This window comes from Mucilaginibacter mali, assembly GCF_013283875.1.
Taxonomy (GTDB): domain Bacteria; phylum Bacteroidota; class Bacteroidia; order Sphingobacteriales; family Sphingobacteriaceae; genus Mucilaginibacter; species Mucilaginibacter mali.
Map to the genome: position 1 here is coordinate 2,491,756 of NZ_CP054139.1, position 25,695 is coordinate 2,517,450.

The 25,695-nt window shown below is 48.0% G+C and carries 16 protein-coding genes; 1 reads left to right on the top strand and 15 read right to left on the bottom strand.

The features are described from left to right. Positions 1 to 236: 236 nt before the first annotated feature. The 13 genes from HQ865_RS10535 to HQ865_RS10595 form a co-directional block, all read right to left on the bottom strand. The gene (locus HQ865_RS10535; protein ID WP_173414867.1) at positions 237 to 1,364 is read right to left on the bottom strand and encodes a glycoside hydrolase family 88/105 protein; all 1,128 of its coding nucleotides are present in this window, start codon (positions 1,362 to 1,364) and stop codon (positions 237 to 239) included. A gap of 153 nt (positions 1,365 to 1,517) precedes the next feature. Next, positions 1,518 to 3,665, bottom strand: a complete 2,148-nt coding sequence (locus HQ865_RS10540) for a hypothetical protein (RefSeq protein WP_173414868.1) — start codon at positions 3,663 to 3,665, stop codon at positions 1,518 to 1,520. Between the two features lie 9 nt (positions 3,666 to 3,674). Next, a complete protein-coding gene (locus tag HQ865_RS10545; protein ID WP_173414869.1) occupies positions 3,675 to 4,742 on the bottom strand; it encodes a glycoside hydrolase family protein in 1,068 nt (355 codons plus the stop codon). 3 nt (positions 4,743 to 4,745) lie between these two features. Continuing rightward, entirely contained in the window at positions 4,746 to 7,232 is a 2,487-nt protein-coding gene (locus tag HQ865_RS10550; protein WP_173414870.1) for a beta-galactosidase, read from the bottom strand. Next, positions 7,232 to 8,023 carry a rhamnogalacturonan acetylesterase gene (locus HQ865_RS10555; RefSeq protein WP_173414871.1) on the bottom strand — a complete coding sequence of 264 codons (792 nt, stop codon included), beginning with the start codon at positions 8,021 to 8,023 and terminating at the stop codon, positions 7,232 to 7,234. The genes HQ865_RS10550 and HQ865_RS10555 overlap by 1 nt, the downstream gene beginning before the upstream one ends. Before the next feature lie 47 nt (positions 8,024 to 8,070). Then, a complete protein-coding gene (locus HQ865_RS10560; RefSeq protein WP_173414872.1) occupies positions 8,071 to 8,841 on the bottom strand; it encodes a rhamnogalacturonan acetylesterase in 771 nt (256 codons plus the stop codon). Further along, positions 8,838 to 9,644 carry a rhamnogalacturonan acetylesterase gene (locus HQ865_RS10565; RefSeq protein WP_173414873.1) on the bottom strand — a complete coding sequence of 269 codons (807 nt, stop codon included), beginning with the start codon at positions 9,642 to 9,644 and terminating at the stop codon, positions 8,838 to 8,840. The genes HQ865_RS10560 and HQ865_RS10565 overlap by 4 nt, the downstream gene beginning before the upstream one ends. A 6-nt stretch (positions 9,645 to 9,650) precedes the next feature. Further along, positions 9,651 to 11,987, bottom strand: a complete 2,337-nt coding sequence (locus HQ865_RS10570; protein ID WP_173414874.1) for a glycoside hydrolase family 2 TIM barrel-domain containing protein — start codon at positions 11,985 to 11,987, stop codon at positions 9,651 to 9,653. Between the two features lie 40 nt (positions 11,988 to 12,027). Next, complete coding sequence (locus HQ865_RS10575) at positions 12,028 to 13,620, bottom strand: sialate O-acetylesterase (RefSeq protein WP_202020468.1); 1,593 nt, start codon at positions 13,618 to 13,620, stop codon at positions 12,028 to 12,030. A gap of 610 nt (positions 13,621 to 14,230) precedes the next feature. Next, the gene (locus tag HQ865_RS10580; protein ID WP_173414875.1) at positions 14,231 to 17,080 is read right to left on the bottom strand and encodes a glycosyl hydrolase; all 2,850 of its coding nucleotides are present in this window, start codon (positions 17,078 to 17,080) and stop codon (positions 14,231 to 14,233) included. 91 nt (positions 17,081 to 17,171) lie between these two features. After that, on the bottom strand, positions 17,172 to 18,404 hold the full coding sequence (locus HQ865_RS10585) for an oligogalacturonate lyase family protein (protein WP_173414876.1): 1,233 nt from the start codon (positions 18,402 to 18,404) through the stop codon (positions 17,172 to 17,174). 65 nt (positions 18,405 to 18,469) lie between these two features. After that, positions 18,470 to 19,780, bottom strand: a complete 1,311-nt coding sequence (locus HQ865_RS10590) for a rhamnogalacturonan acetylesterase (protein WP_237073786.1) — start codon at positions 19,778 to 19,780, stop codon at positions 18,470 to 18,472. Between the two features lie 155 nt (positions 19,781 to 19,935). After that, a complete protein-coding gene (locus HQ865_RS10595) occupies positions 19,936 to 21,159 on the bottom strand; it encodes a GAF domain-containing sensor histidine kinase (RefSeq protein WP_173414878.1) in 1,224 nt (407 codons plus the stop codon). Positions 21,160 to 21,446: 287 nt separating this feature from the next. Between HQ865_RS10595 and HQ865_RS10600 the strand changes: the two genes are divergently transcribed. Continuing rightward, entirely contained in the window at positions 21,447 to 23,957 is a 2,511-nt protein-coding gene (locus tag HQ865_RS10600; protein WP_173414879.1) for a zinc-dependent metalloprotease, read from the top strand. A 127-nt stretch (positions 23,958 to 24,084) separates the two neighbouring features. Here the strand turns inward: HQ865_RS10600 and HQ865_RS10605 are convergent, their stop codons facing one another. After that, positions 24,085 to 24,483 (bottom strand): YtxH domain-containing protein, encoded by a 399-nt coding sequence (locus HQ865_RS10605; protein WP_173414880.1) that lies wholly within the window; start codon positions 24,481 to 24,483, stop codon positions 24,085 to 24,087. Positions 24,484 to 24,561: 78 nt separating this feature from the next. Then, positions 24,562 to 25,575 (bottom strand): dienelactone hydrolase family protein, encoded by a 1,014-nt coding sequence (locus tag HQ865_RS10610; RefSeq protein WP_173414881.1) that lies wholly within the window; start codon positions 25,573 to 25,575, stop codon positions 24,562 to 24,564. Positions 25,576 to 25,695: the final 120 nt, after the last annotated feature.

Consider the following 25,695-nt stretch of genomic DNA (forward strand, 5'->3'; position numbering starts at 1 on the left):
CGCTATCGCTATCCATGACATGTTTGTTTTCCGCTGAAGCCTCACCCTGCCCTCTCCAGAGGAGAGGGTTCCAAAGTCTCCCCCTTTGGGGGAGATTTAGAGGGGGCTTTCATCGGCATGTCATAAAAACCATTAGAGGCCGACGGGATTATATTACTCAAGATGACGTTTTTTTGGTAAAGAAAGAAAGGCCCAATAGTGTACGTTATTGGGCCTTTCTTTCTTTAAGATATCGCTTACTTCGTCAACTTATAAACCTCACTACCGGCTAACAGGTAGCACCCCAGTCCATAATCCTCAAAATCAGGAAAGTTATCATAACCCACCGGCTGGCCGTCTTTTGGCTCCTTGCCGGTGCCTTGCACATAGCCCAGCATACCATCAGGATGTAAACATTCGGTGCTCATGGCGTTCCATGCTTTGGTTAATATAGGCAGGTAGGTTTTCTTATTTAAAACGCCGTGATTGATGCCCCAGGCCATACCGTAGGTAAATAATGCTGTACCCGATAACTCCTTACCGCCAAAGTGTGATGGGTCTTTCAAGCTCACATTCCAGTAACCATCCTCGCGCTGCAGCGGGATCAGGGCCTCAACCATTTCCTTAAACACGGTTTCATACTCATCACGGTGAGGCGCGTTCTTTGGCATAATTTCCAGCACACGTGCCAAAGCGGCCACTACCCAGCCATTTCCACGCGACCAGTAGCAATCGGCACCGTTTGGTTCTTTGTAAGGTGGCACAAAGTCCTTATCCCTCCACCAAAGGTGGTCGGTAGTGTTGTATAAACCTTTGCCGCCGTGCACGGTTTTGCTGTACATATAAATATCGTACATCTTCTCGAAGTACTTGTTATCGTTATACATTACCCCAAATTTGGCAAATACCGGCATGGCCATTTGCAGGGCGTCAATCCAGTTCCAATCGTCTTTCTTCTCGCTGTTCACCATCAGGTCAACGCATTCCTGCATTTTGGCAATACGCTCCGGCTTTTTATCGATCAGGTAAAGGTCGATATAAGTTTGCGCGGCACACTGGTTATCAGCATTACGGGTGATCTTGCTGTCGCGCGGGTTCCAGTTGTGGGTTTCGCCCCACTGCACGGCATAGTCGTAATACTTCTTCTGTGGGTCGAGCTTATACATCGCCATCAGGCCCTCGTAGTAAACGGCCCTTGTCCATAATGTACTTTCGCGGGTAACGCCCTTTACGGTTACCTTAGCACCCGGGTCGGGCCATTTATCCATAAAATACTTGTTGGCCAAAGTCATATCAGCCAATACCTTGGTTTTAGCGGGTAATTTTTGTGCAAATACATTGGCCGTTAAAGCCAGCGTCACCCCCAAACAAATTGTAGTTTTCATATTCATCATATTTTCGATCAGGTTATTCTTTAAGTCATTGTCCTACACCATCTCGTCATTGCGAGCGATAGCGTGGCAATCCCCGGCTTGGTGAGCGACTCTGCTTATCGGGGATTGCCACATCGCTACGCTCTTCGCAATGACGATTTGGGGCTACGGCATCCGCTTCAACCCCTCCCACTTCACGTTCCACTTTCCATCCTTCGGAAAACCTGGCGTGTTGCCTTTGCTGCCATCCCATCCGGCGGCCATCATGGCTACAGCCGTTAATAAACCACCATTTCCGGGCAGGTAGATGGTTAAGCGACCGTCCTGGTAATTATGTCCGTTGGGCAGATAGGTATTGGTTTTTATTGGCATCAACAGTGCCTCAATAGCTTTTTCGGGCAGGTTTAAACGTGCCGCGGTCATGGCCGTCATTGGGAAATCCCAGCCCCATGTTTCGGGCCAGTTCCAGCCTTTCCAAATTACATCAAAGGTTTTATGCATCACGGTAGTATCCATCATTTTGCTCATCGGCATCATACCATAAGCAGCTAAAGTTGATGGATGGTCGGTAATATCCTTTGGATTAGTATACGAATCGGGCGCGCTTTCTGCCTCCAAATAAACACCGTCTTTTTGCGGCAGTGCCGATAGTTTTTGCATCACGGTATCCCAGTCCTTATCACGCGGCAAGCCAAGGCGTTTTTTCCATTCCTGTGCTACGTTCAGCGCCCAGTCCCAGTAAGTGAGTTCGTAAGGCGGGTTAAAGGTCAGGTCGGCCTTGTGCACTTCCTGTGATGGGATGATACCCTTACCCAAAATATAGCGGTTAGTTTCCTTATCAAAATAAGCGAATGAAGCCATAAACTCGGCCGTGGCGAATACCATATTCTTATACTTATCCAGCGTTTCCTTATTGGGATGCGCGCGATAAGCCAACTCTGACATATAAATAAAATGCGGCTGCTGCCAGATGAGGAACGCCCCTACCGACGATGGGCTTTCATTACCCCAGGGATCGGTCATTTTTGGCCAGCGGATACCTTTATAACCCTGTCGCTGCGCAATGGCAAGACCCTGATCCTTGATCTTATTATACCAGCCCAAACTATTCTCCATCAGTTGCGGGCGGCCCCACAGGGCAAAATGCACATCATGCCACCAATGCATCTCCAAATGCGGGCGACCATACCAGCTGTTGTAGGTCAGGCCGGTTTCCTGTGGCGGATATTGCCCTGTGCCCTGCACACCCATAATGTATTGCGATAGTACAATGCGACGTTCCAGTTCCTTAGCCCGTGGGTCGGTACTGCCTGCAAGGTCGATCGCGCCGCCAGATGCCCAATATTTTTGCCAGCCGGTTACGCTGCTGCTTTTAATTGAACCAAAGCCAACCTGGGTAAACACCTTTTTGGTAAGATATTCAAAATCGAAACTCACCTCCAACTGATCGCTATTTTGATTTGGTGTTAAAACAAATTCATGCGGCCTGCCTTCGTCAAGTTTTGCCTGGCCGGTCCAGTTGATATTTACCTGGTAGTTTAGTCCGTTAATATCATGCGATACGGTAGCCCTGCCATTTGCCGAAGAGGCGATCCGCGAAGTATGCTTATCCGCGTTCTTGTAATTCACGCCCATATCGGCAAACTGGTTGGTAGGGAACGGGAAACGAACGCGTACTTTCAAACGGCCCTGCCTCAACAACCCCGACTGTACGCTTACACCGATGGCATCGTTCCATTTACTGCCGTAGGTTTGCACTTTTACACCCTCGCCATCAAAAGTAAAACTACTGCTGATGCCGCCTGTCCATAGGTTCAATTCCTGGCGGATGTTTTGGATATCCGATGGTTTAGCTTCGCTGCCATCCTTATGCAATAGCACAAAACCCAGGTTGCCCAGTTGCAGGCGATGCGGGTTTTCGCGATACCAGTTCACCGCGTCTTTAGTACGCTGCGATGAATTGCCTTGTGTAGAATAGCTGGCCTCGTGCCCGTTAAAATGGTAGGTCTTCAGCGTTTCCTCAAATTTAAAATCGCCGCTGTTAGGGAACTTGCCCCAACCCCATTCCGATTGTGTGCCTAACGGTACGCCCTTGGCATAATGCTCCGGAAAAGTTTGCAGACCGGTAGCATCTACTGTAAACGCGAATCGGCCGTTACCAACGGTAAGCGAGGCTAAAGTATCCATCCACTTGTTCACTACGTTATGCCTGGTCACCAAAGCTTTACGATCTATCTTTTGCACGGCTTTTTGTGCCTGCGTGAAGCCCAGCGAAAAACTTGTAATGACGATAACGGATAATATTTTCTTCATTGGATATAATTACGATTCAATTTTAAATATAAACGGTGCGGCGGTCATATACTTGCCCCCCTGCGATGTAGTGAACAAATAAGTGGGCTTCCCTTTTTGAAACAGCAGTTGTGGCCGTTCAAAACGCCCGTACTTATTCAGGTATTTTGGCGGTGGCGGCTGCTGGATATGGTAATAATCGGCATTGAAGTAAGCGATCTCCGGCTCGTTCCATTTTTTGCCGGTTTTTGATGTCATGATCAAACCATCCTGGTGATTATACCAACCCATATCCCGGGCCAGCATATTAAATTTGCCTTTATCCATCCAAACAAAAGCATCCTCCAACTGAGCGTTATTGCCCTTGCCCGAGAAATCGATAACCGGATTACCATCATATTTCACGTACGGCCCCTCCAACTTATCTGACATGGCCAGCCCGTACTTGCGGTTTCCCTTCACCAGCGGGTCGGTACCGGTCTCGTACTCTTTGGTATTCCACGATTTATAGAACAACCAGTATTGCCCGTTGGGATGTTTGATGAATGCCGGATTGGTGGTGCAATGATCGTCCCAGGCACCCTCCGGACCGGGCAGCAGCAGTGGCGAATCGGGTCGTGTCCATGGCCCGTTCAGCGAATCGGCAATGGCCAGGCCTATACGTTTGGTGTTAGTCTTGCCATTACTGTTGCCCATAAAAAACAGGCAATACTTGCCATCAACAAATTTGATGGATGGGTTGTGACAAGTAGTGGCATCCCAAAAACCGGGGCCACGTGGCGCCAGCACCACGCTTTTAAATGCAAACTCGCTTTCGGGCGTATCGGCTACGGCATGGCAGATCTCCGATCCGTTTATCCAGCCACTCATCTTTTTTGATTCTGCCCAGCGCGAAAAGAATACATGGATCTTGCCATCCGGCCCCTCTATCGGGCTATTGCACCATACGTAATAGCCCTCCATTTCCAACGTACGGCCCACAGGCTTCAGCTTTTTAGCAAAGGCCGATACGTGGTCGCCATCAGCCAAAACCAGTCCCGGCATTAATGCCAGTGCCGAAGCTACCCCTATCTGCTGTATAAATTCTCTGCGTTCCATTGTTTAAAACACTACCTGGTAAACCGGCGTAGTTGTTATGCCATTAAGCACGGCATGGCTATTATCCTTAAAATTAGTATCCGTTCCCGGCTCAAAGTAAATATTAGTTTTACCAATCATTGGCGTTAACTGCAGCATAAATTTATCGCCCGCTAAATGCTGCTGCTCGCGGCGCAGGCTGAAAGGCATAGCGCCAAGGCCATAATAGTCGTCGGCGATAATTTTACCATTAGCGTAGATAGCCGCTGTATTTGCCTGGTAATTAATGAATATTAAAACATCGTATACATTAGCGGGCAAACGTTTTGGCAGCGATAACTCGTACGCCTTGTAAGGCAAGGTATCTAAATAGTTAACGCCATAAGCCGGCTTTAAAGGTGTTTGCCCAATGGCTGAAGCGTATTGATTCATCCGCTTATCATCCGATACTTGTTTAAACGGAACATCTACCCGAGCGGCAGACTTCAACGCCACATCGTAACGGTTAAATATACCTGTTGTGGTAGCCGCATGCACATCTTTATTCTTTACCCGGATGGCCGGATAAGTATAAAACGAGAACTTCTCGTTGCCGACAGAACGTATCGTTAGCGAGTCCTTTACCTCATCATAAAACGCCTGTTTATCGGCTATCAGTAAAGTTTTAATTCCCTTTATATCAAATGTGTAACTATTTTTTGCTTCTTCTTTAGTTAAGATGATAAGCTTTACTTTTTTACCCGACTTTGTGGTAATACTTGCCACACAATTTTTACCCGGCTTGATATCTGTAAGATAGGTAAAGCCGCCATCCTTAACCGCTTTACCGCTTGCGAAAGTTATTTGGGCAATGGTTTTGTTATCCAGTTTAAATTCTGGCTTGATGTTGCCGATAGGATAGTAAAAATAGCTATTGCCCAAAACAGCTGATGGGTGAACTGTAGCGTATTTGATCAGTAAACCACCTGCATTATCATTGAACGGTAGCGCGCCATAGTCGCCATCGCTAATATTAATGCCGCCTTTTTCGGGGATACGTATCGTTTCGCCAGCCGTTTTAATGATAAACGCCGCCTGGTGGGCAGCCATATTTGCATGACGGGTGTAATTATTGAAAAACACAAATCCCGAATTACCTTTATTACGCACCGCGTAACGCAAGGTCTGCATATCATCAGGCTTAGACGGGTTATCTGCCGGGATGGTACTGAACATAGGCGCCAGTTTTTCGGTATAGCTGCTGATGAACTGATGCAGCAATTTCAAATCGTGATAACTTTCGCGGGGATATCCCCATTCATTGAGCGGTGCCTGGAAATCGTACGATATCAGGGGATAATCGTTTGGATACGGATAAATACCTGTCTTCGATTCCTGCGTTGGGTAACTACCATCCCAACTTAGCGGGTGCTGCGTACCATGGAAAACATAGTAACCCAGCATATTAGCGCCAGTACCTAAACGAGTATATAGCATACCCATTACATCTGCCGGTTTAATAATTGGACGGCGTAAATAGGTAATTTGGATCCCCGGCCCCATCTCCACTGTTAAAAACGGATGGCGGTATATGGGCTGACTGGCTTCTTCGGCAACAGGTTTATTAATATCGTTCCCAATGTTTTTATCGCGGCGGTCGGTAATAAATGTATAAAGGTTATTTGGCGGAAGTTCCTTAGTATTCTGCGTCCACGGTGCTTCGGCATAACCGCCCCAAAGTGGTAATACGTCATCCTCGGGCACAATTGGCCCGGGCCAACCGGTTACTACGTAAAACGGCACGTCCATCCCAAGGCTTACAGCCAACTTTTTCAAAGCGGCCATATACTGGTAACCCGCGCTTTGCGGACTGGTGCTGCGCACTTCGTTATCAACCTGCAAGCCAATAATAGGGCCGCCATCTTTATAGTAAAGTCCTTTAAATTGTTTAGCCAGTTCGGTATACCAGGTAACAACCTCGGGCTGGATGTTGCCGTTGGTACTGGCACGGTCGGTGCCGCTTTTTAAACGTTTTTTTACATACCAATCAGGATAACCACCATTACGGGCTTCGCCATGCGCCCATGGCCCAACGCGTACTACAGCCTGCAAGCCGTGTTTAGCACACAATTGCAAAAAGTAACGCACATCCCGGTTATCATCAAAACGAAAATGCCCTTCTTCCTCCTCGTGATGATTCCAGAAGTTATACAGGGCGATAACCTGTATACCCGCCGCCTTCATTTGCAGCAGGGCCTGCTCCCACTCGGCACGGGGGTAGCGCGAATAATGGAACTCGCCCATTATCGGCAAAACTGGTTTACCACCCCGGCGCAGGTACCAGTTGTTCAGATCGAACTTTTGACCTTTCGGATCGACGTTGGTTCCCTGTTTAAAATGATTGTTCTCCACATAAGCAGGATACTTACCTAACGCTACAGTATGCTCTTCTACCGATTGCGCATAACTTGAAACTCCAAACCATCCCGCGAATGCGGCCAATAAACTGATATGTTTAAGATATGCAGGCACTATTTCAGAAATTTATTTAGGGTTAGATCAGGGTACGATTTGATACCGGCAATCACAAATTTGGTATTCTCTTTAGCGCCGGCCTCGATGGTATGGGTATGGTCGGCATGGAAATAAGTGGCACGCACTTTGGCTTCGCCTTCCTTATCATAAAAATCGCAGATCATGGTGTTCAGATCGATGAAGTAAGCGCCGGTTTGCTGCGCTACTTCCTTAGCCCATGCACCATAATTGTTGGTCATATTGCGGCCTGATGATTTACCGTCCTTCCAATCATTACGCGGTATAGGCGAGCAGATGATGGCGATAGCGCCTTTAGCTTTGGCATCGTTAATATACTTGCGCATATACCATCCGTAGCTGTGCACCACTTCCTGTTTTTGCATGTATTTCATAGGGTTGTACACCTCCTTTTGCTCGTCGCCAACGCCTTTAAAAGTGCCGCGGGCACGGGCCGTATCATCCAGCGGGCCGTTATCGTTATGGCCGAACTGCATGATCACATAATCGCCCGGCTTTACTTTGGCCAGTACCTTATCCCACAAACCCATGTTAATAAACGACCGGCTGCTGGTGCCGCCAAGCGCATCATTCTCAATATTTATCCGGGTAGTATCAAAGTATTCGTGAATATAATGCCCCCATCCCCACTGTCCATCCGAGCCCATTTTCTGACCATCATCGCGGCCGTTCTTCACGGTCGAATCGCCGATCATATAAAAAGTGGGCTTATCCTGCGGTTTAATGAACATAAATGACGACAGCGATATGATAGCCGTTGTCAAAATCATTAAACCAGTATGTTTGCGTATGAAACTCTTTGCGTTCATCATCAATATTATTTCTTCACGTAATTATTCAATGCGATGGATGGCTGTAATTTTAACCCCTCAACAAAAGATTGGGCGTTAATTTCGGCACCGGCTTTATTGGTATGCGTGTGGTCGGTACCAAACAGCGCGAAAACCTGTTCGCGGGTTAGCTGGTTGTATTTATTGGCGGTGATGGTATTCACATCCACAAAAGGTACATTTTCCTGCTCGGCTACCTGTTTAGCCCACAGGCCATAGTCTTTATCGGCCAGGATAATTTTCCCGTCCTTATCCCATTCACGGCGCGGTATCATCGAAACTACAATAGGGTTAGCACCTTTTGCTTTCGCTTCGCGGATAAATTTGCGGAAATACCAACCGTAAGTATGCACCACCTCTGGCGCTTTGTTAGCCCAATTAAGGGTAACCGAATCGTCGCTGATGCCCCTTAATACGCCACGGTCGCCGTTCTTTTTAGCGGTATCCGGCTTCGACCCTTCATTGTGGCCGAAACCCATAATTACAAAGTCGCCGGGTTTTAATGATGCAACCACCTTAGCCCAACGGCCTTCGCGGGTAAACGAGCGTGTGCTGCGACCGGCCATGGCGCTGTTTACCACAGTTATACGGTTAGTATCCAGCTGCCAGGCAATGGTGGTACCCCAGCCCCATAATTCCTTATCGTTATTATGCATGGTCGAGTCGCCCACCATATACAACGTAGGCTTTTGCTGGATGAATGCCGAACCGATAACAACCATCATCAGCAGGGCGAAAACGTATTTTATCTTTTTCATTTATTGAGTAAATATTGATTCAGGGGATTTTTAGGGTTGGCACGGATACCATCAACAACAGATTGCGCGTTCACCGCCGCACCCATTTTATTAGTATGCGTTTTATCGGCGGCGAAAATTTTGGCTACCGAATCGGCGCCCATTTTCTCGTATTTATCGGCAGCGATATTATTCATATCGATAAAGATCACGCCCTCCTGCTCGGCTACCTGTTTCGACCACAGGCCGTAGTTCTGATCGGCGCGGGGCACCTTGCCATCTTTAAAAACATCATGCGGTATCATAGATAGCACCATCGGTGTAGCGCCTTTTGACTTGGCTTCGCGGATAAACTTGCGGAAATACCAACCAAAAGTGTGCACGATCTCCAGTTTGCCATCGGGCCAGGTTAAATGTACGGTATCCTCGCCTATGCCTTTCAACACGCCACGCCCGGTAGCACGGCCATTAGCATCAGGGTTTGGCGGCGGGATGCCGGGTTTAGCGCCCTCGTTATGGCCAAAAACCATCAGCACATAATCACCCGGTTTTAGCAGCGAATCTACCTTATCCCAGCGGCCCTCCTTTACAAAGGTACGGGTACTGCGCCCGGCCATAGCATGGTTGGCCACGCTAATGCGGTTGGTATCTACAAAATCGGCAAATGCCGTCCCCCAGCCCATCATCGGCAGGGTATTTTTGGTTGTGGAATCGCCAATGATATAAATGGTTGGCTTTTGTTGTTTTGTAAATGCCAGTCCGATGAGTCCTGCCACCAGCAGCATCGCTAATCCCTTTAATGTATTTTCAGCCCGCTTATCCATAGCTTATTATTTTACAACGTTAATAGCCACCGAACCTGTAGCCACACCCGGCGCCGATGCTTTTACCATTACCGCACCCATAGCGCTGCCTTTTATAATAGCAATGCATTTGCCCTTAAAACTGTTACGATATGGCAGTATAAACGAATCGTGATTGGCCAGATCGCCGTTATCGGTAGCAGCAATAACAGCCGGACCGGTCACACTAAAGGTTACCACCTTATCGCTGTTGGGGCAAAGCACACCATCTGCATCCACCACCTGTGCAGTTACATAGGCTACATCGTCCCAGTTGTTATTTATTTTCGGGCGGTCTACCGTTAATATCACTTTAGCAGGTGCACCGGCGGTCTTGAGCTCATCGTTGGCAACAACTTTACCGCCATTTTTAGCTACAGCTTTAATAGTGCCTTTTTCAAACGGAACGCTCCAATCGCGTGGCGCGTCATTAGCCGGTTTCAGCTTCACACCCAATGATTTACCGTTCAGAAACAACTCCACTTCATCGCAATTGCTGTAAACCGATACGCGGGCATCTGTATAAGCCGCCATATCAGCAGGCGTCCAATCGGCTACCATTGGGCCGCCACCAGCATTATCCCTTTTGCGCACAATATGCACTACCGGTTTCTCCGACCACCAGCTTTCGCGCTGATAACTTAAAGGGCGCGAGCCGCCAGTACGGTCTAACAAAGCCTGCCCGTTAACGGTATTTGGCCAGTCGGCTTCGCCCAGGTAATCTACACCCGTCCACAGGAACTGGCCGGCCATATATTTATTATCGCGCATAGGCAGCCAGGCGCTGAGGGTATGGCCATTTTCGGTACCGATCACTTTCCAATCCGGGTGCGCTTCGTGGGCGGCAACCAGTTCGTTTTCGCGGTAATTTTGGCCAACCACATCCATCATTTTGGCAAAGCCGTTATCGTATACTTTGGATACATTGGGGCGGAACAGCGCCATGGTAACCGGGCGTGTGCCATCAGTCTTGTGGATCAGGTCCTGCATATCGCGGTATTTTTTAAAGCCCGATGAGTCGCCCAGGTTATCGTGGATCTCGTTACCAATACTGTAGATCACGATGGATGGGTGGTTACGGTCGCGCATAACCATATCGCGGGTATCGGTAAGGCCCCATTGTTTAAAAAACTTATCGTAACCGCCTTCGCCGCGCACTTTGTTGGCTTCCCAGGTGTCGAAGTTCTCGTCCATCACCACAAAACCCATGCGGTCGCATAGGTCTAAAAACTCAGGGGCTACCGGGTTGTGCGATGTACGGATACCGTTCACGCCCAAGTCTTTTAGTAATTGCAATCGGCGCTCCCAAACTCGCAATGGAACAGCCGCGCCTACCGCGCCGCCATCGTGGTGCAGGCAAACACCTTTTATCATCAGCTTTTTACCGTTTAGTACAAAGCCTTCTTCTGCGGTAAACTTCGCTTCGCGGATACCGAAACTGGTGGTTTGATCATCAACCACTTTACCGCCAACACTTACCGATGTAAGCGCTTGGTATAAAGCAGGTTTGTCAGTGCTCCATAACTCAGGCTTGGTGATAGTATAGTCGTTCTCTACGGTAACCGAGCCACCCGCAGGCACGCTGCGCGTTCCACCTGACGTCGAGGCGTTAACCGGTTTGCCATCGGCAGCTGCAAAAGTGGTTTTTACCGTAAAGTTTTGGGTTGATCTTCCCGAGTTAACGACGGTTGTTTTAACGTGCACCGTTGCTTTATCGGCACTAACATTTGGTGTGGTTACGTATACACCCCAGTTATCAATATGCAGCGCATCGGTAACTACCAGCCTTACATGCCTGTAAATACCCGCGCCGGTATAATAGCGCGAGGCGGGCTGCACCGAGTTATCGGCACGCACTGATATCACATTGCTTTTGCCATTGCCAAAGTTAAGGTGGCCGGTCAGATCATACATAAAGCTGATATAGCCATAAGGCCGTTTGCCCAGGTGAAAATCGTTTATCCAAACATCGCTGTTGGCCATTACACCATCGAACGCGATGCTCACCTGTTTTGCAGCATCTGCATCATCCATAGTAAAATGCTTACGGTACCAACCTGTACCCGATGGCAAATAACCACCGCCTCGACCTGTAGGGTTATCCTTATTATATTCACCCAAAATCATCCAATCATGCGGAACATCTACCTTTTTCCATTGCGCATCTGCAAAACTTGTTTTGTCGGCTCCGGATGGATCGCCCTGGAAAAACAACCATGACTTGTCGAAAGATAGTGTTTTGCGGCCTGCGGCAGTGGTTTGCGCATGTGTTGTTGCCACAGTTACCAGCAACAGTGAAAGCAATGGAAAGTATATTTTCTTCATAAGCACGATGGTTTATTTTAATTTGGGTTTCAGTTTATCATCAGTTTTTTCCTTCAGTAAGGCCCGGCCAGCTATCCGTTCGGAATGGCGAGGCAGGTAATCCGGCCTTATTATATAAATTGGGATACGGAATACTACGCCACGCGAAACGCACCGCTACCGGTTTGTTTACCAGCGAACTGCTCACTATCAGCATATTTCCTTCTATTTTAGCCTGCGCGCCATGAAAAACGTGGTCATCGCCGGCAATAGTAAATTCTTTGAGGTCGCCATCTTTGGCTACTAATCCCTCGCCCACTTCGTCAAAACTAATGCGGATCTTATCGCCTTCGATTTTCATAGCTTTATAAAGCGGACCTGAATAAGGCATCTCCTTAAAACCATAATCATGCGCAAGTGGCCACAATGCCAGGCGCTTACCAACCAGTTCCTTATTACGCGGATGTACATTGGCCGAGTCGCCGTTATCAATAGTTACAGCCATACCGGTATGCGGCACGTTGCGGTAGGTTAGCAACTGCGCTTCGCGGATCTCGGCATTTTGGGTATAGTGTGGCGAGATCTGCACGAAATAAAACGGCAGGTTTTGATCGTGATGGTCATCGCGCCAGCTTTTTATCATGGCCGGGAACAGTTTGCGATACTGGTAAGCATGGTCGGCATTGCTTTCGCCCTGATACCAGATCACACCTTTTACCGTGTAGTTAATAATAGGCGCTATCATACCGTTATACAGTTTATAAGGCGATTTGCTGTTGGTCATCGGGTCGGCAGGTTTTGCCGGGGCCTTGGGGGCTTTTATATTTTGCAGGCGTGCAGCGGCGGTATCCTTTTGCCATTGCGCCAGTAATGCAGGGTAGTTTTTCATTTCCTGCGGATAGCTTTTCAGCGCGTTATCATAACGGGAAAGGATAACGTTCAGATCGGCGTCCGATTGCAACACTTCCTTCTTCGTCCAGGCTTCGGCTGGGGTACCTCCCCAGGTAGAAGCGATCAGCCCGATGGGGAACCCTGTTTTTGCATAGATCTCGCGGGCGTAGTAATAAGCCACTGCCGAAAACAGGCGGGCGTTACCTGGGTTGGCTTCCTGCCACTCGCCCTGGGTATCATTCATCAACGTATCCGAAACAGTTTCTTTAACGGTGTACTCCCTAATGTATGGGTTATTGATCTTGGCTACTTCGGCCTCGTAATCGTTCACGCCGGTTTCCCAGGTGGCCGGGCCTTTAGCAATGGTAAATTTCATGTTAGATTGTCCCGAACACAACCACACCTCGCCTATCAGTACGTTTTTTATTTCGATGGTATTTTTGCCTTTGAAAGTAAGGCTGTAAGCGGTTTTACTTGCGGCCGGGGTGACTATAGAAATATTCCACTTGCCATTTTTATCGGCGGTAGCAACTATGGCGCTTTTAGACCAGCTATATTCTACACTCACCTTTTCTCCCGGCGATGCCCAGCCCCATAAGTTCACCTTAGATCTTTGCTGCAGCACCATGTTATCGGCAATAACCGAGGGCAGCTTAATATCGGCCCGAGCCATACCGCCGCACAACAATAGCAAAGCAAGCGTTTGCAGTTTTTTAAGGATAAAATTAAAGCCGTTTGGTTTAAAAATCATTCTTCTGTTCATAACTCATATTGGTTTTTAAGAATTTTAAAACTAAAAATTCCTATTGCCCATATATGGTGACTGGTTTGCAATTCATTCAGCAGAAATTACCTTGCGCCGAAGCTATAATTGGTACACGAACTTATAAGATAATTTACCAAATGGCATCCTGTAGTATCCTGTAAAAAACGAGAAAAGCGGCCCGGGCGGGTCGCTATCTCCTTTATTAACCAATTTATTACAGAAGAGAGGTTTAGTGATCTTTTTATATTGCCCGGATGTGTTCAAAACACGAACCATATCCTTCGATGTTTAATTTTTATACTGATAAAATAGCCGATTACGGTTTGTTATAATTGTTATACAAACATAGGGGTCATCAAAAAAACAGCCGTCATGGGGTGTCCTGATTGGGCGGGTTAAACCCTTAATATCAGGACAGTACATGATGGCTGAGGAGCTTTACGCCTGGTATATATACTCACCCCGACTGCGCTACGCTGGTCGACCCTCTCTTCGCTGCGCGGAAAGAGAATAGGAACAGTATCGGATCCCCTCTTTCGCCAAAGGCGAGAGAGGGTGGTCGGGCGTAGCCACGACCGGGTGAGTCCACTCGCCGATGAAGCTCCTGTTACGGTTTCTTCACCGCCAACGGCGTCAACGTTACCGGCCCCATCAAACCTGATGGTTTTGGCGACCAGTTTATTGCCGTAAACAAACCATCGGCACCCCGCGAATCGCGACCGTGTGACGGGAAGTTGGTGTTATAGAATATCCTGTACGGGATATTCTTTTTATCCATATCGATAATACGATTGGCCATCAGGTTGGCCACACGAACTTCCAGTTTGTTTACTGCTTTTAACTGTGCGGCAGAGATGTTCAGTGTATACCGCGGACCTATCAGCGTTGCCAGTTTGGCACCGTTTAAAAACACCTCGGCTTCTTCGTGGGCTTTACCTAAATCAAGCTGCCATGTGCCGGTTGTACCGGCAGGTTTGTTAAAGGTGATGGTATAGCTGCCCGTACCTGAAAATGCCTTAGCGTCATCGCCGCCCAGCTCCGTCCACGATTTTAACTCGCCGGTTTTAATATCGGCAGGGATACTCGGGCCGCCGTTCATAAATTTAAGTGTCCAATCGCCGGTTATAGTAACGGCATCGCCTGCTGTTTGATAATAAATGTATGGCGCGCCAGTAATTACGGTTGGCGATGTTTGCAGCACGCAGCTTTCGCCGGGTTGCAGTTGCAGGTATACACTGGTATGTTTATCCTGCTTTATTTTTGCTATGCCCGATCGTTTGGTCATAGGATTGAAGATCACCACCGATTTGGCGTCAACCGATAGCGGCACCCAGCCATCAACCACTTTATCTGTTTTGTTAGATATAAAATAGCTGTTACCTGTTTTGTAAGTACGGCGCACAAATTGCAGGCCCGAATCAGTCATTTCCTCACGACCAATACCGGCTACAGCCATCAAAGGCGTAACCTCATCCGAAAGCAGGAAGCGCCCTTTGCCAACTTTAGCTTCTTTAACGCCATTATTGGTATTGCTGAATTGCAGTTGAGCTAACAGCCCCATCAGCGCGCTGCCGCGCTCATCCAACTTACCGTATCCGGGCACTGTTGAAGGCAGATTTTTATAAACCACTACAGTAGCACCGGCCTTAGCCAGCGACATGATCTTAGCGAAAACGTCAACCGGGATATATTTGGCATTAGGTAGCAGAATGGTCTTATAGCTATTGCCGCCTGTCATCAGCTTTGTGCCTGCCGATTGTACGTTCAAGATCTGCCTGTCGGATATAAAATCGAAGGTATAGCCTTTTTGCAGCATTTCAGCCGAAGCGGTTTCGAAACCTGTCCCCATAAAATCAGGGCGCATACCGGCATAGTGTTTCAGCAGGTCGCCGCGGCCGAGATCCGAGAAGCTATCGAACAATGGGTAATAAACCAGCACATCGTTATTAGGCTTACCCTGCTGCAGGAACGATTGCACACGGGCGATGTAATTGTTCAGCGTCGAGAAATCGCCCCAGAACGGATTGGTTTGATTGAAATGCACTGCCGCGTAAAACAACCATCCCGGCCATGGCGCATCTTTTGGCGAGTAACTTACGCCATGATAAAAGATGTGGTTAACACCGCCAATAAACAACTTATCAATAGCCTGCTTCACATCGCCCAGCGATGACAGGAAGTGATCATTAAGCCAGGTAGCCGATTCTGATGATGCCAATGGTTTACCCATTACGTGCGCGGCAGATGTGGCCGGTTTGTAGCTCAACACATCGTTACCCTCTGTTTCAGGGATATCGATAGCGCCATACAGATCCAAAATATTAGCGGGCGAACCATGCGATTGATTACGAATGATAGCGCCTTTTGATTTGGCCCACTGGTGCCACGGTTTGGTAAAGTTATCCAGCAACAGGTCGGATATGGTTTCGCGGTAATCGCAAATTACTCGGTTGCTGGTTTCTTTATCGGCTTTGCCTAACAGGGCATCCAAATGATCGCGCAGATCGTAACCGCGACGTTTCATAAACTCATCAAAAAATTGCGGCGTAAAGTTAGATTGCCCGCGGGCATCATCCACCTCGTACGAATCGTTAAAGAAACCACGGATACCGCTTACATCCTTACCTTTAAAAGCTTTATCAAACTGCCCCAGGTAATGATCAAGCGCTGGCCTGCTGAAGTGATCGATCACATAACCCTCGCCACCGGGAGCGGCACGTTCTACCATTTTACCGTGCCAGCCTAAAAACAGTGCGCACAGTTTCCAATCGCCCGCAGGGGCTGTCCAATCCAATTTACCATCAGCGCCTACTTTATTGGTGAGGTTAATGTGCTGACCTTTGCCATCATAAGCCATCAGTATGGTCAGGGGTAGTTTCTTTTCAAAACGCACCTGGTCGAGCGCCATTAGCTGCATATTTTTATTGCTGCTGATGGGTTCTACCAAATCGGTTATCTTGGGTGCAACTCCGTCTGCACGAATGAGCGGCTGTTGGGTAAAGCTTACAGATTCACTCAGCTTTTCACCTCCTTTTACCTCGTAAGTTTTCCAAAACAACTCTTTACTGGCGTCTTCTGTGCTTACCCATGGGCCGCCAAACGGCCAGCCGGTAGCGTTGGCCAGATCAATACCCAGATCAAGGCGCTTACCTTCGGCCAAGGTATGCTGAAGCATACTTACCCATTGCGGCGACAGATAGGTAATAAACTCGTTTTCGTGACCTTTTACCCCATAAATAGGCGTGATCTCCAAACCGCCCAACCCGGCAGCCCGGTAGCTTTCCATATTCCAGGTAAGGTCCTTTTTGTTTACGGCGCTGCCCTCCCACCACCAACGGGCCCATGGCTTGGTTTGTTTGGTAATAACAGGCCAGCTCACCTGTGCCGAAGCGCTATAGCTACTTAATGAAAGCGCCACCGCGGCGGCTATTTTTATATTTTTCTTGTTTACAAACATGTATTGTGTTCCTTATTAGTTCTTAGATCATAGTTCATGGTAGAACTTTCTTTATCCATGAACTATAATCCATGAACCATGAACCGAAAAATTAATGCTTCGCAATCTCCACCGCGTAAACCTGCTCTATGCCGTTCTCGAAATTAGCACGGAAGATGATCCATTTTTCATCGGGCGAGAAGTGTACGTTAGGCTCAAGTTTGTAGTTATGGTTCTTCATCATCACCAGTTTCTCCGATTTTAAGCGGTCGCCGTTGGGTTTAAACAGGTAGATCCATTCGCCATCCGGAGCTTTGGCCACCTGGCCGGGATCGCCGCCATCGCCGGCAAAGGTTTGCTCGTCTTTGGTTACATTAAAGTGTATCGACCATTCGTTGCGGTCCATCTCGTAAACACGGTCTTCCTTACCGGTCTTCATGTTAATAGCCGCCAGGAAAAAGGTTTTCCCTTTAGGTTTCTGCAAATCGAACCACTCGCGCTGACCGCCGATACCGAAAAATTCGTGCCCGGCTATCTCGTTCACCATGGTGCGTTTATGCATCAACTGGTTATCCAGCGTTTTGATATTGATGTTCCAGATACGGTCGTTCTTTTCCCATGGGCCTTCGTGGCAATAGGATAGCACATCAGGATCAACCGGCGAAAATAGTAAGTGGTTGGTCCACTCGTTCTCTTTATGAATTTCCTTTAGTTCGCCTGTTTTGATATTCAGCGTGTACAGTAAATGCTCGATATGCGCATCGTAAATGCGGTTAAAGTACTGGCTTTTTTCAGGATACTTAGCGTGGATCTCTCGCTCTAATTCGCCGGTGGCTTTAACGCAAGCAAGGTAAGTACCATCCGCATTAACGGTAGCTACCCTACCTTTAAAGGCCGGATCGAAGGCATAAACAAACCTGTTCTTACCAGTTAAAGCGTTAACCGCAAAAACACTGTCCCCGCTTTGATAAAAAGCCTCATTGGTTTTAGGGCAAACCATTTCACCAGCAATCTTCGCGTGATTGGTCAGCTGTTTTGTTTCCAGTGTTTTCAGGTTAACAGTGAACAATTGGTTGCCCATCGTCTTATCGGCCACACTGCCCGAAAACACCATCAGATCGCCTTTGCCTCCCTTTTGCGGGATAAAACAATAATTATTAAAATAAAAGCTACCATTGGTAGTGCCCGGGCGACGCACCAGTCGGATCACTTTATGGCCGGTATCCTTATCAATCCATTCGTCGGGCATGCTTTTGCCGCCGGTTTCCATCGCTTCCTGTGCTTTTACGCTTAGCAGGCCCGCCTGTGCCAGGGCAAAGGCCAGCAAAATAATTTTCTTTCTCATCTTTCAGATCAGGTTTTAATTGGTGTATGGCTATGCAGGTAGTGCTACCTGCATAGCGTTTGATATTAGTTTCCCGCCGGCTTTTCCACGCTCCACTTACCGCTCATCGGCAGGCTGAAATTCTCAACCGTATCTGGGTGCGATGGGTCGAACGTGGTTTTATCGATAATAAATTTTTCGATGCCTAAATGGTTGCTTTTAATACCCTCCATTACGCATTTGGCAATTTCGTAAGCGCCGTAACTGTTAAAGTGGGTATTATCGGCCAACGCCTTGGTTTGCCCGGGGAAAGTATTGGCAGGGTAATGTACAAAAGCTTTGGTTGAATTATCCTTGCCCAGGGCCTCGTAAAATTTAGTGGTCATGGCGTTAACATCAATCAAAGCTACGTTCATATCTTTGGCTACCTTTCTGGCGGCGTCGGGGTAATCGCCCAGGTTATTTATCGTATGGCCGCTATCGTTAAAGTTTCGACGCGCGGTCGAGGTTACGATAACCGGGATCATCTGCTTTTCGCGGGCGCGGTTGATGAATAATTTGAAACGTTCGGTATACGATTTATAAGCCCCGTCATTAGGCCCCTTCTCCTTTTGATCGTTATGGCCAAATTCGATAAACAGGTAATCGCCGGGTTTGGCTACACTTAATACCTTATCTAAACGGTGGCTGCCTAAAAAACTGCCCAGCGTCAGGCCCGATTCGGCATGATCGGCCACGGCAACGCCGGGTTTCAGAAAACGCGTGATCATTTGCCCCCAGGCGCACCATGGTTCCTCGTCCTGGTCTACAACGGTTGAGTTACCCGCTAAAAATATGGTGATCTGATCATCAACCTTTTCTACCTCTACAGCATCTACACATGGGTGGCTGTCGTTAAATTCCAGCGTTAGTTTATCGTCCCAATCGTATTTACCTATCTCGCGGGCATTGCGTTTCACCTCGCCGCCGGTACTGATCTGCGGTTTGCGAATGTTTACTATGAAAGTATATTTTTTAGTATCGCCATTGCCTGTAACCGCTTTTTCCAGCATCAGCCGGCGCGATTCGGCCCTTACCGTGGTAGTGCTTTCGCCTTTGATATCGCCCAGGGTAACCGTTACTTTATAATTCCCTTCGGGAACGTTAACCGAGAAGTAAAATGGTTTGTCAGCCGTGATATAATCGCCTGTTAAGGATTTTTTAGCATCACGGGTAACCGCGGTAACCTTCGAACCGAAATCAAAGCCATACCCTTTAGTCGCTACCGATGTATCCTGCGGGGTTACCTTAGTGTATCCTTTGGCCGCTTCGCCGCTACCAAAATCAAACTTAAATTTAGTTTGTGCCTCCTGGGCAAAGGCGTTGACAGCAATGCTTGCTGAACATAAAAAGGGCAATAAGATTTTAAAGCGTGCTCTCATCAATACCAGGACTAATAAAATACAGGGTGCCTGTAAAACGGCGGTTTATATGTTTTAAAGGTATGTTAACACCCAACAAACAGCATCCTGTTCTATCCTGATGAATTGTAACAAGTTTAACACGGGGGGAGTTATCTATGCTTATCCTGCGGCAGTACGATCTCGAACGAAGTCCCCATGCCGGGTTTCGACGTGATATACATGTGGCCTTTCAGCGTATCAACCAAATGCTTTACCAGTGTCAGGCCAAAGCCGTAGCCCTGTTCGCCATCGGTGCCGTCGGTAGTTTTGCCTTGCCCGGTCATTATCTGCTGTATCTTGGCCTCATCCATACCTACGCCCGTATCCTCAACTACCATATGCAATTCGTTGCTAAACTCGCGTACCCGTAGCGATAACCGTACCGTTATGCTGCCATTGGCCGGAGTAAACTTCATAGAGTTTGATACCAGGTTGCCAATAATTTGCAGCAATTTATTTTTTGAGAATGGCACTACCCCGGTTTCGGGGTTGGTGGTCACAGCGAAGTTGATACTCTTATTAACTGCCTGCGGCATGTAAAGCTTTTCCAACTTATCCTTTAAAACCAATTGGTTAAACTCATCGGCACCCAGTTTTGCTTCTTTTTTGGGTTTATCGGCACTTAGTATCTCGTCGGCCAGTTCCAGCAGCGAGTCGCCGCTTTTTTGTATCAGGTTGATAAATTCAAGCACCTCATCAAGCGTGTTTTCATCGCCCTGTTCGCTGATAATCCGTGCCAGGCCAATAATGCCTCCTATCGGCCCACGGATATCATGCGCCACCCGCTTTTGCGATTCGGTAGCGGCGTCCAGCCTGTGCTTCAGCGAATCGATAGCTTTCAACGCCTTCAGGCGGTTAACGATCTCGTCGGCAATGATCTTCAGCATTTCCGTTTTTTCGGGCGTAATTTCTTTTATCCCGGTATCCAGTACACAAAGCGCGCCTATATTATTGCCATTGCCCATTTGCAGCGGCAGGCCGTAGTAGTAGCGCATGTTTGGCGAATCAGTTACGTAGGCTTTATCTTTAAAACGGTCGTCTGCCCGCAAATCGCTCACCTCAAACGGATGGTCGTTCATAATGGTAAACTGGCAAACGGTATCCTCTCGCGGGGTTTGGCCGCCGTCAATATTAAAGTGCGATACGCTCCACTGGTTATAAAGATCAATAAGGTTGATGACCGACATATCGGTACCGGCAATTTTGGCGGCCAGTTTGGTCAGATCTTTAAACTGGTCCTGCAAGTCGGTATAATCCAGGTCAAGATCGCTCAGGGCGACCAGCCTGTCCATTTCGTTAGCGGGTACCGGCGGAACAAAAGTTGGGGTAGTCATAATTATTAGGGTCGGTTATAATGGTCCTTTTAAAATGGATGCGCTTCGGCACAAATATCTTATCCTAAAATAGTTGTTCTATCATTTTTAACGTAAACTATTTTAAAATTGTGTTTGAACTGCTGATTTTGACCGCTGATTTTTAGATGATTCTTTTGATTCCGCTGATTCAGCAACCTACGTGATCAAAAAAATCGGCAAAAACCAACGGTTCAGACAAAATCATCATTAAATTTACGAAGACCAATTGATGTGTTTTTATGCATCCCAACCCAAACAAAACGTTTATGAAAAAAACTTTACTCTTTATTTGCGCCGCGCTTTCTGCATCCGCACTTACCTATGCCCAAAACCGGCCGGGCGAAGGCAGAGCTAACCCGGGCGGCCCCGCTACCACCATTGCCGCTGTAACCCAAAACCTGAAAAAGTTTGACGGCTATTTTAACTTTTACTACGATGAAAAGAGCGGCAAGATCTACCTGGAGATAGATAAGTTTGATAAGGAATTCCTGTACTTCAGTTCGCTGGTGGATGGTGTGGGCAATGGCGGTGCCGAGCGCGGGCAGGCTTCATCGGTAATTACCAAGTTTGTAAAAGTTGGCCCGAAGATATTTTTGGTGGAGCCGGTGACCAATTACCGCGCTGTAAACGGCAACCCCGACGAGGTGAAGGCCGTGGAGCATAACTTTGCCAAGTCGGTTTTGTTTGGCTTTACCCCTGCAGCTATTGAGGGCGATAAAGTACTGGTTGATTTTACCTCCTTTGTAGTACGCGATGTGATGCACGTAGGCGACGATATGGGTTCGGGGGCGGCTAACCCCGGCGCAGCGGCTGTGCGTGGCGCCCGTACGAGTGGTGGCGGCGGCTACCGTTTGGATGATGCCCGTTCAGCCGTTTATATGGATAACACCAAAAACTTTCCTAAAAACACCGAATTTGAGGCGATGCTTACATTTGCCGGCCCAAGTCGTGGCCGTTTGGCGCCTGATCCCGGTTCGGTTACGCTGAACGAACACCAGGCCTTTATCGAACTGCCTGAACCGGGTTATAAGATGCGCAAGTTTGATGCCCGCTCGGGTTTCTTCAACTTCCAGTACCTGGATTTTGCCGCGCCCATGAGCGAACCGCTGACCAAAAAATTTATCGAGCGCCATCGCCTCATTAAAAAAGATCCGTCGGCCGCCGTTAGCGAACCGGTTGAACCTATTGTATACTACATCGACCGTGGCGCGCAACCCATCGTTAAAAAAGCCCTGATAGAAGGCGGTGCCTGGTGGAACCAGGCCTTTGAAGCGGCCGGCTTTAAAAACGCGTTCCTTGTTAAAGAACTTCCGGAAGGTGCTGACCCAATGGATATCCGCTATAACGTGGTAAACTGGGTTACCCGTTCGGGCACGCCTACCCGCGCGTTCTCTTACGGAGCATCGTACATTGACCCGCGCACCGGCGAGATCATCAAGGGCGTGGTAACCTTGGGTTCCGACCGTCATCGCCAGGATTACCTGATAGCTGAGGGTTTACTACAGCCTTATATTGACGGCAAACCGGTGAGCAGGCAAATGGAGGAAATGGCGCTGGCCCGTATCCGCCAGTTATCGGCGCACGAAATTGGGCATACGCTGGGCTTAACACACAACTTCGCGGCCAGCCCTAAAGACCGCGCATCGGTAATGGATTATCCCTACCCGCGTTTTAATATGAAAACCGATGGTACCATCGACCTAAGCGATGCCTACGCAAAAGGCATTGGCAGCTGGGATAAACGGGCCATTATTTGGGGGTATTCCGACTTCCCTAAAAATGTGGATGAGAACGCCGCGCTGGACAAGATCATGAAGGAAACCCTGGCTCAGGGCTTTAAATATATCCCGGATATCGGCGGCAACGCGCACCCTATGGCTAACCAATGGGAAGACGGCGTTAACCCTATCGACCAGTTAAATAAGCTGATGACCATCCGCCGCAAGGTACTGGATAATTTCTCGGAAAAAGCTATCCGCGAAGGTGCGCCCATGGCCACACTTGAAGAGGTTTTGGTGCCGATGTACCTGCTGCACCGCTATCAACTGGAAGCTGTGGCAAAATCTATCGGCGGCTTATATTTTACCCATGCGGTAAAGAATGATGGCCAGGAGCCAACAAAGATGGTAGAACCCGCCGAGCAATGGCGTGCTTTTGATGCCATGATGGCCACCATTACCCCCGATGCGCTGGCCCTGCCCGAAGCATTGATTCAAAAGATCCCGCCGCGCCCATCAGGCTTCCCGGGTAGCGTAGAAACATTTAGCGGGCATACCGGGCCAACGTTTGATCCGATTGCTGCCGCTGAAACCGCTGCCGAAACCACCATTGCCTACATGCTCAGCAACGAACGCGCCGCCCGTTTAATTGAATACAACGCCCGCGACAGCAAGCAACCCGGCTTAATGGCCGTGTTGGATAAAATGATAGACCAAACCTGGAAGGCCACTTTGCCAACCGGCTATAAAGGCCAACTGCAAATATTGGTTAACAACCTGGTGCTAAAGCATCTGCTGATGCTGGCTGCTGATGCCCGCACAGGAGAGAACGTGCGCGGCGAGGCCCTGCTAAAAGTGCACGAACTAAAAGATTGGATGACCGGCAAGTTGCCCGCAGCCGAGACTAAACAAAAGGCAGCCCTTTACTTCGGCCTGTCGGAAATTGAGGAGTTTGAACGCAACCCGGATAAATTTCAACCGGAACCGGCACTGGAGATGCCACCGGGTGCGCCTATCGGCATGCCGGGGATGATGGATTTTGAGGTAATGAGGCAATAAAAAATAAACGGGGGATTTAAAAATCCCCCGTTTATTTTTATATCACCGCACGTTCAAGCGTCCACGCTTGAATGTTATCCGGAGGGAGCGTGGGCGCTTGACGCGGCGGTTGGTATATTATTGATCTTTATACGCCCTGCACGTTGTTATTTACATCGTTTACCACGTTCTTAATTTTCGATTTGGCGTTGCTCAGCAAATCTTCACCAAACTCGGTAGCGCGGTCGGTATAATCGCCTGCCGTAGCTTTTATCGAATCGCGCACCTGGTCGCGGTAATCAGACAGGTTACCTACCATACCATTAATTCTGGATTTGGCACGGTCTGCAATATCATTGCCATAACCACGCAGGTTGCCAGCGGTTTGCTGCGCCTTTTCTTTCGATTTTTCAACCAGGTCGTTAATGTAATCGGCTACTTCGCCGCGTATTTCTTCGCCTTTATCGGTGGTAAATAATAAACCTATGGCGGCACCAGCCGCAGCACCCACTAAAAGCGCCGCGATAATTTTAGTTTGATCTTTCATATTCATTTATTTTAGATAGATGATATAAAAGCAACAAAAACCCTGCCGCTATGTTTACCAATAATTAATTTTTTTAGCTTATTGCAATGCATGCAACTCTGTTTTACCGTTTAACCACGCCTGCCAGTCCAGCACCACCTTATCCCAGTTAAACACCTCAGTATCGGCCCCGCCGCCGGGTTTTGTGGGGAAGTAATTATGATCAAGCCCGGCATAGCATTTAAAGGTAAAATTGGTTTTATGTATGCGGATCATCTCTATCCGCAACAGGTCGTTATACTTGCCCGAGTGATCTTTGGTGCCATAAACTACCAGCACAGGGATCTTTAGTTGCTGTAGATACTCGATGGGTGGAATAGATGATTGGTAAGTGGCCTTATTGGTATCACCCTTCTTTTTGCTTAGGTCGTTTGGCTTGTTTACTATACTTTGCCAGTCTTTAAAAATAGCTTCGGTTTTAATGCCCATGGGGTCAAGTTCGCGCTGCTGCTCTATCTCGGTCATAATGCGCCCGAAGGGGTTTTCCGAACCATAGATCAGTTTGCTTACATCTGTTGATATTAAGGCTAGTTTGGCAGCAACAGTAGCACCTTCGGAATGCCCGGCGATAACGATCTTCTGCTTCGGATCGGCAATATCCAGCTTGCGCAAAAACTTCAGCACCGCCGCGTCGCGCTCGGCATAGTAGTTAATATAATTATGCTGCTGATAAACGTGCGGAAAGAGGCCCGTAGCGAGATCGTTATAGCAATAATCTTTAGTCAGTAAGCTATCATGACAAATTACCGGCACGCCCGGCTTACCGATAATAGCCAGGTGATATTGATTGAGTAAACTATCGGGCTTAAAAACAAATACAAAGTAAGGCTTATCGGCTTTGTCTAATATGATCAATGGAATAGGCAACGATCCCTGCACAAACAGCAGAATAGGCTTCCGCTTTTTTTCGTCGCCTTTTTTCGATTGGATAAGGATATCCACCGGCAAGTCTTTATAAACCATCTGCAGGTGGCGATAGCCAAAATCCTCAGGTTTTTTGTTTTGACATAGCGCCACTGCCGGAAGCAATAGCAACAGGATCAGTTTTTTCATGGTTTGTGCAGGTTCTGATACCTCAAATAAACCTTAAAAACCGATGCCTTGTATGCCATTTAACTTTCTTTAACAGGGGTTTTAACGTTATTTAACAGTTAGGGATGGTGGTGATTAACC

What these genes read in the sequence shown, in the direction of transcription:
- HQ865_RS10605 (WP_173414880.1), bottom strand. Translation starts at nt 24,483, where the DNA reads ATGAAAGATCAAACTAAAATTATCGCGGCGCTTTTAGTGGGTGCTGCG.
- HQ865_RS10560 (WP_173414872.1), bottom strand. Translation starts at nt 8,841, where the DNA reads ATGAAAAAGATAAAATACGTTTTCGCCCTGCTGATGATGGTTGTTATC.
- HQ865_RS10570 (WP_173414874.1), bottom strand. Translation starts at nt 11,987, where the DNA reads ATGAAGAAAATATACTTTCCATTGCTTTCACTGTTGCTGGTAACTGTG.
- HQ865_RS10535 (WP_173414867.1), bottom strand. Translation starts at nt 1,364, where the DNA reads ATGAAAACTACAATTTGTTTGGGGGTGACGCTGGCTTTAACGGCCAAT.
- HQ865_RS10540 (WP_173414868.1), bottom strand. Translation starts at nt 3,665, where the DNA reads ATGAAGAAAATATTATCCGTTATCGTCATTACAAGTTTTTCGCTGGGC.
- HQ865_RS10595 (WP_173414878.1), bottom strand. Translation starts at nt 21,159, where the DNA reads ATGACTACCCCAACTTTTGTTCCGCCGGTACCCGCTAACGAAATGGAC.
- HQ865_RS10575 (WP_202020468.1), bottom strand. Translation starts at nt 13,620, where the DNA reads ATGAACAGAAGAATGATTTTTAAACCAAACGGCTTTAATTTTATCCTT.
- HQ865_RS10555 (WP_173414871.1), bottom strand. Translation starts at nt 8,023, where the DNA reads ATGATTTTGACAACGGCTATCATATCGCTGTCGTCATTTATGTTCATT.
- HQ865_RS10565 (WP_173414873.1), bottom strand. Translation starts at nt 9,644, where the DNA reads ATGGATAAGCGGGCTGAAAATACATTAAAGGGATTAGCGATGCTGCTG.
- HQ865_RS10610 (WP_173414881.1), bottom strand. Translation starts at nt 25,575, where the DNA reads ATGAAAAAACTGATCCTGTTGCTATTGCTTCCGGCAGTGGCGCTATGT.
- HQ865_RS10585 (WP_173414876.1), bottom strand. Translation starts at nt 18,404, where the DNA reads ATGAGAAAGAAAATTATTTTGCTGGCCTTTGCCCTGGCACAGGCGGGC.
- HQ865_RS10580 (WP_173414875.1), bottom strand. Translation starts at nt 17,080, where the DNA reads ATGTTTGTAAACAAGAAAAATATAAAAATAGCCGCCGCGGTGGCGCTT.
- HQ865_RS10545 (WP_173414869.1), bottom strand. Translation starts at nt 4,742, where the DNA reads ATGGAACGCAGAGAATTTATACAGCAGATAGGGGTAGCTTCGGCACTG.
- HQ865_RS10600 (WP_173414879.1), top strand. Translation starts at nt 21,447, where the DNA reads ATGAAAAAAACTTTACTCTTTATTTGCGCCGCGCTTTCTGCATCCGCA.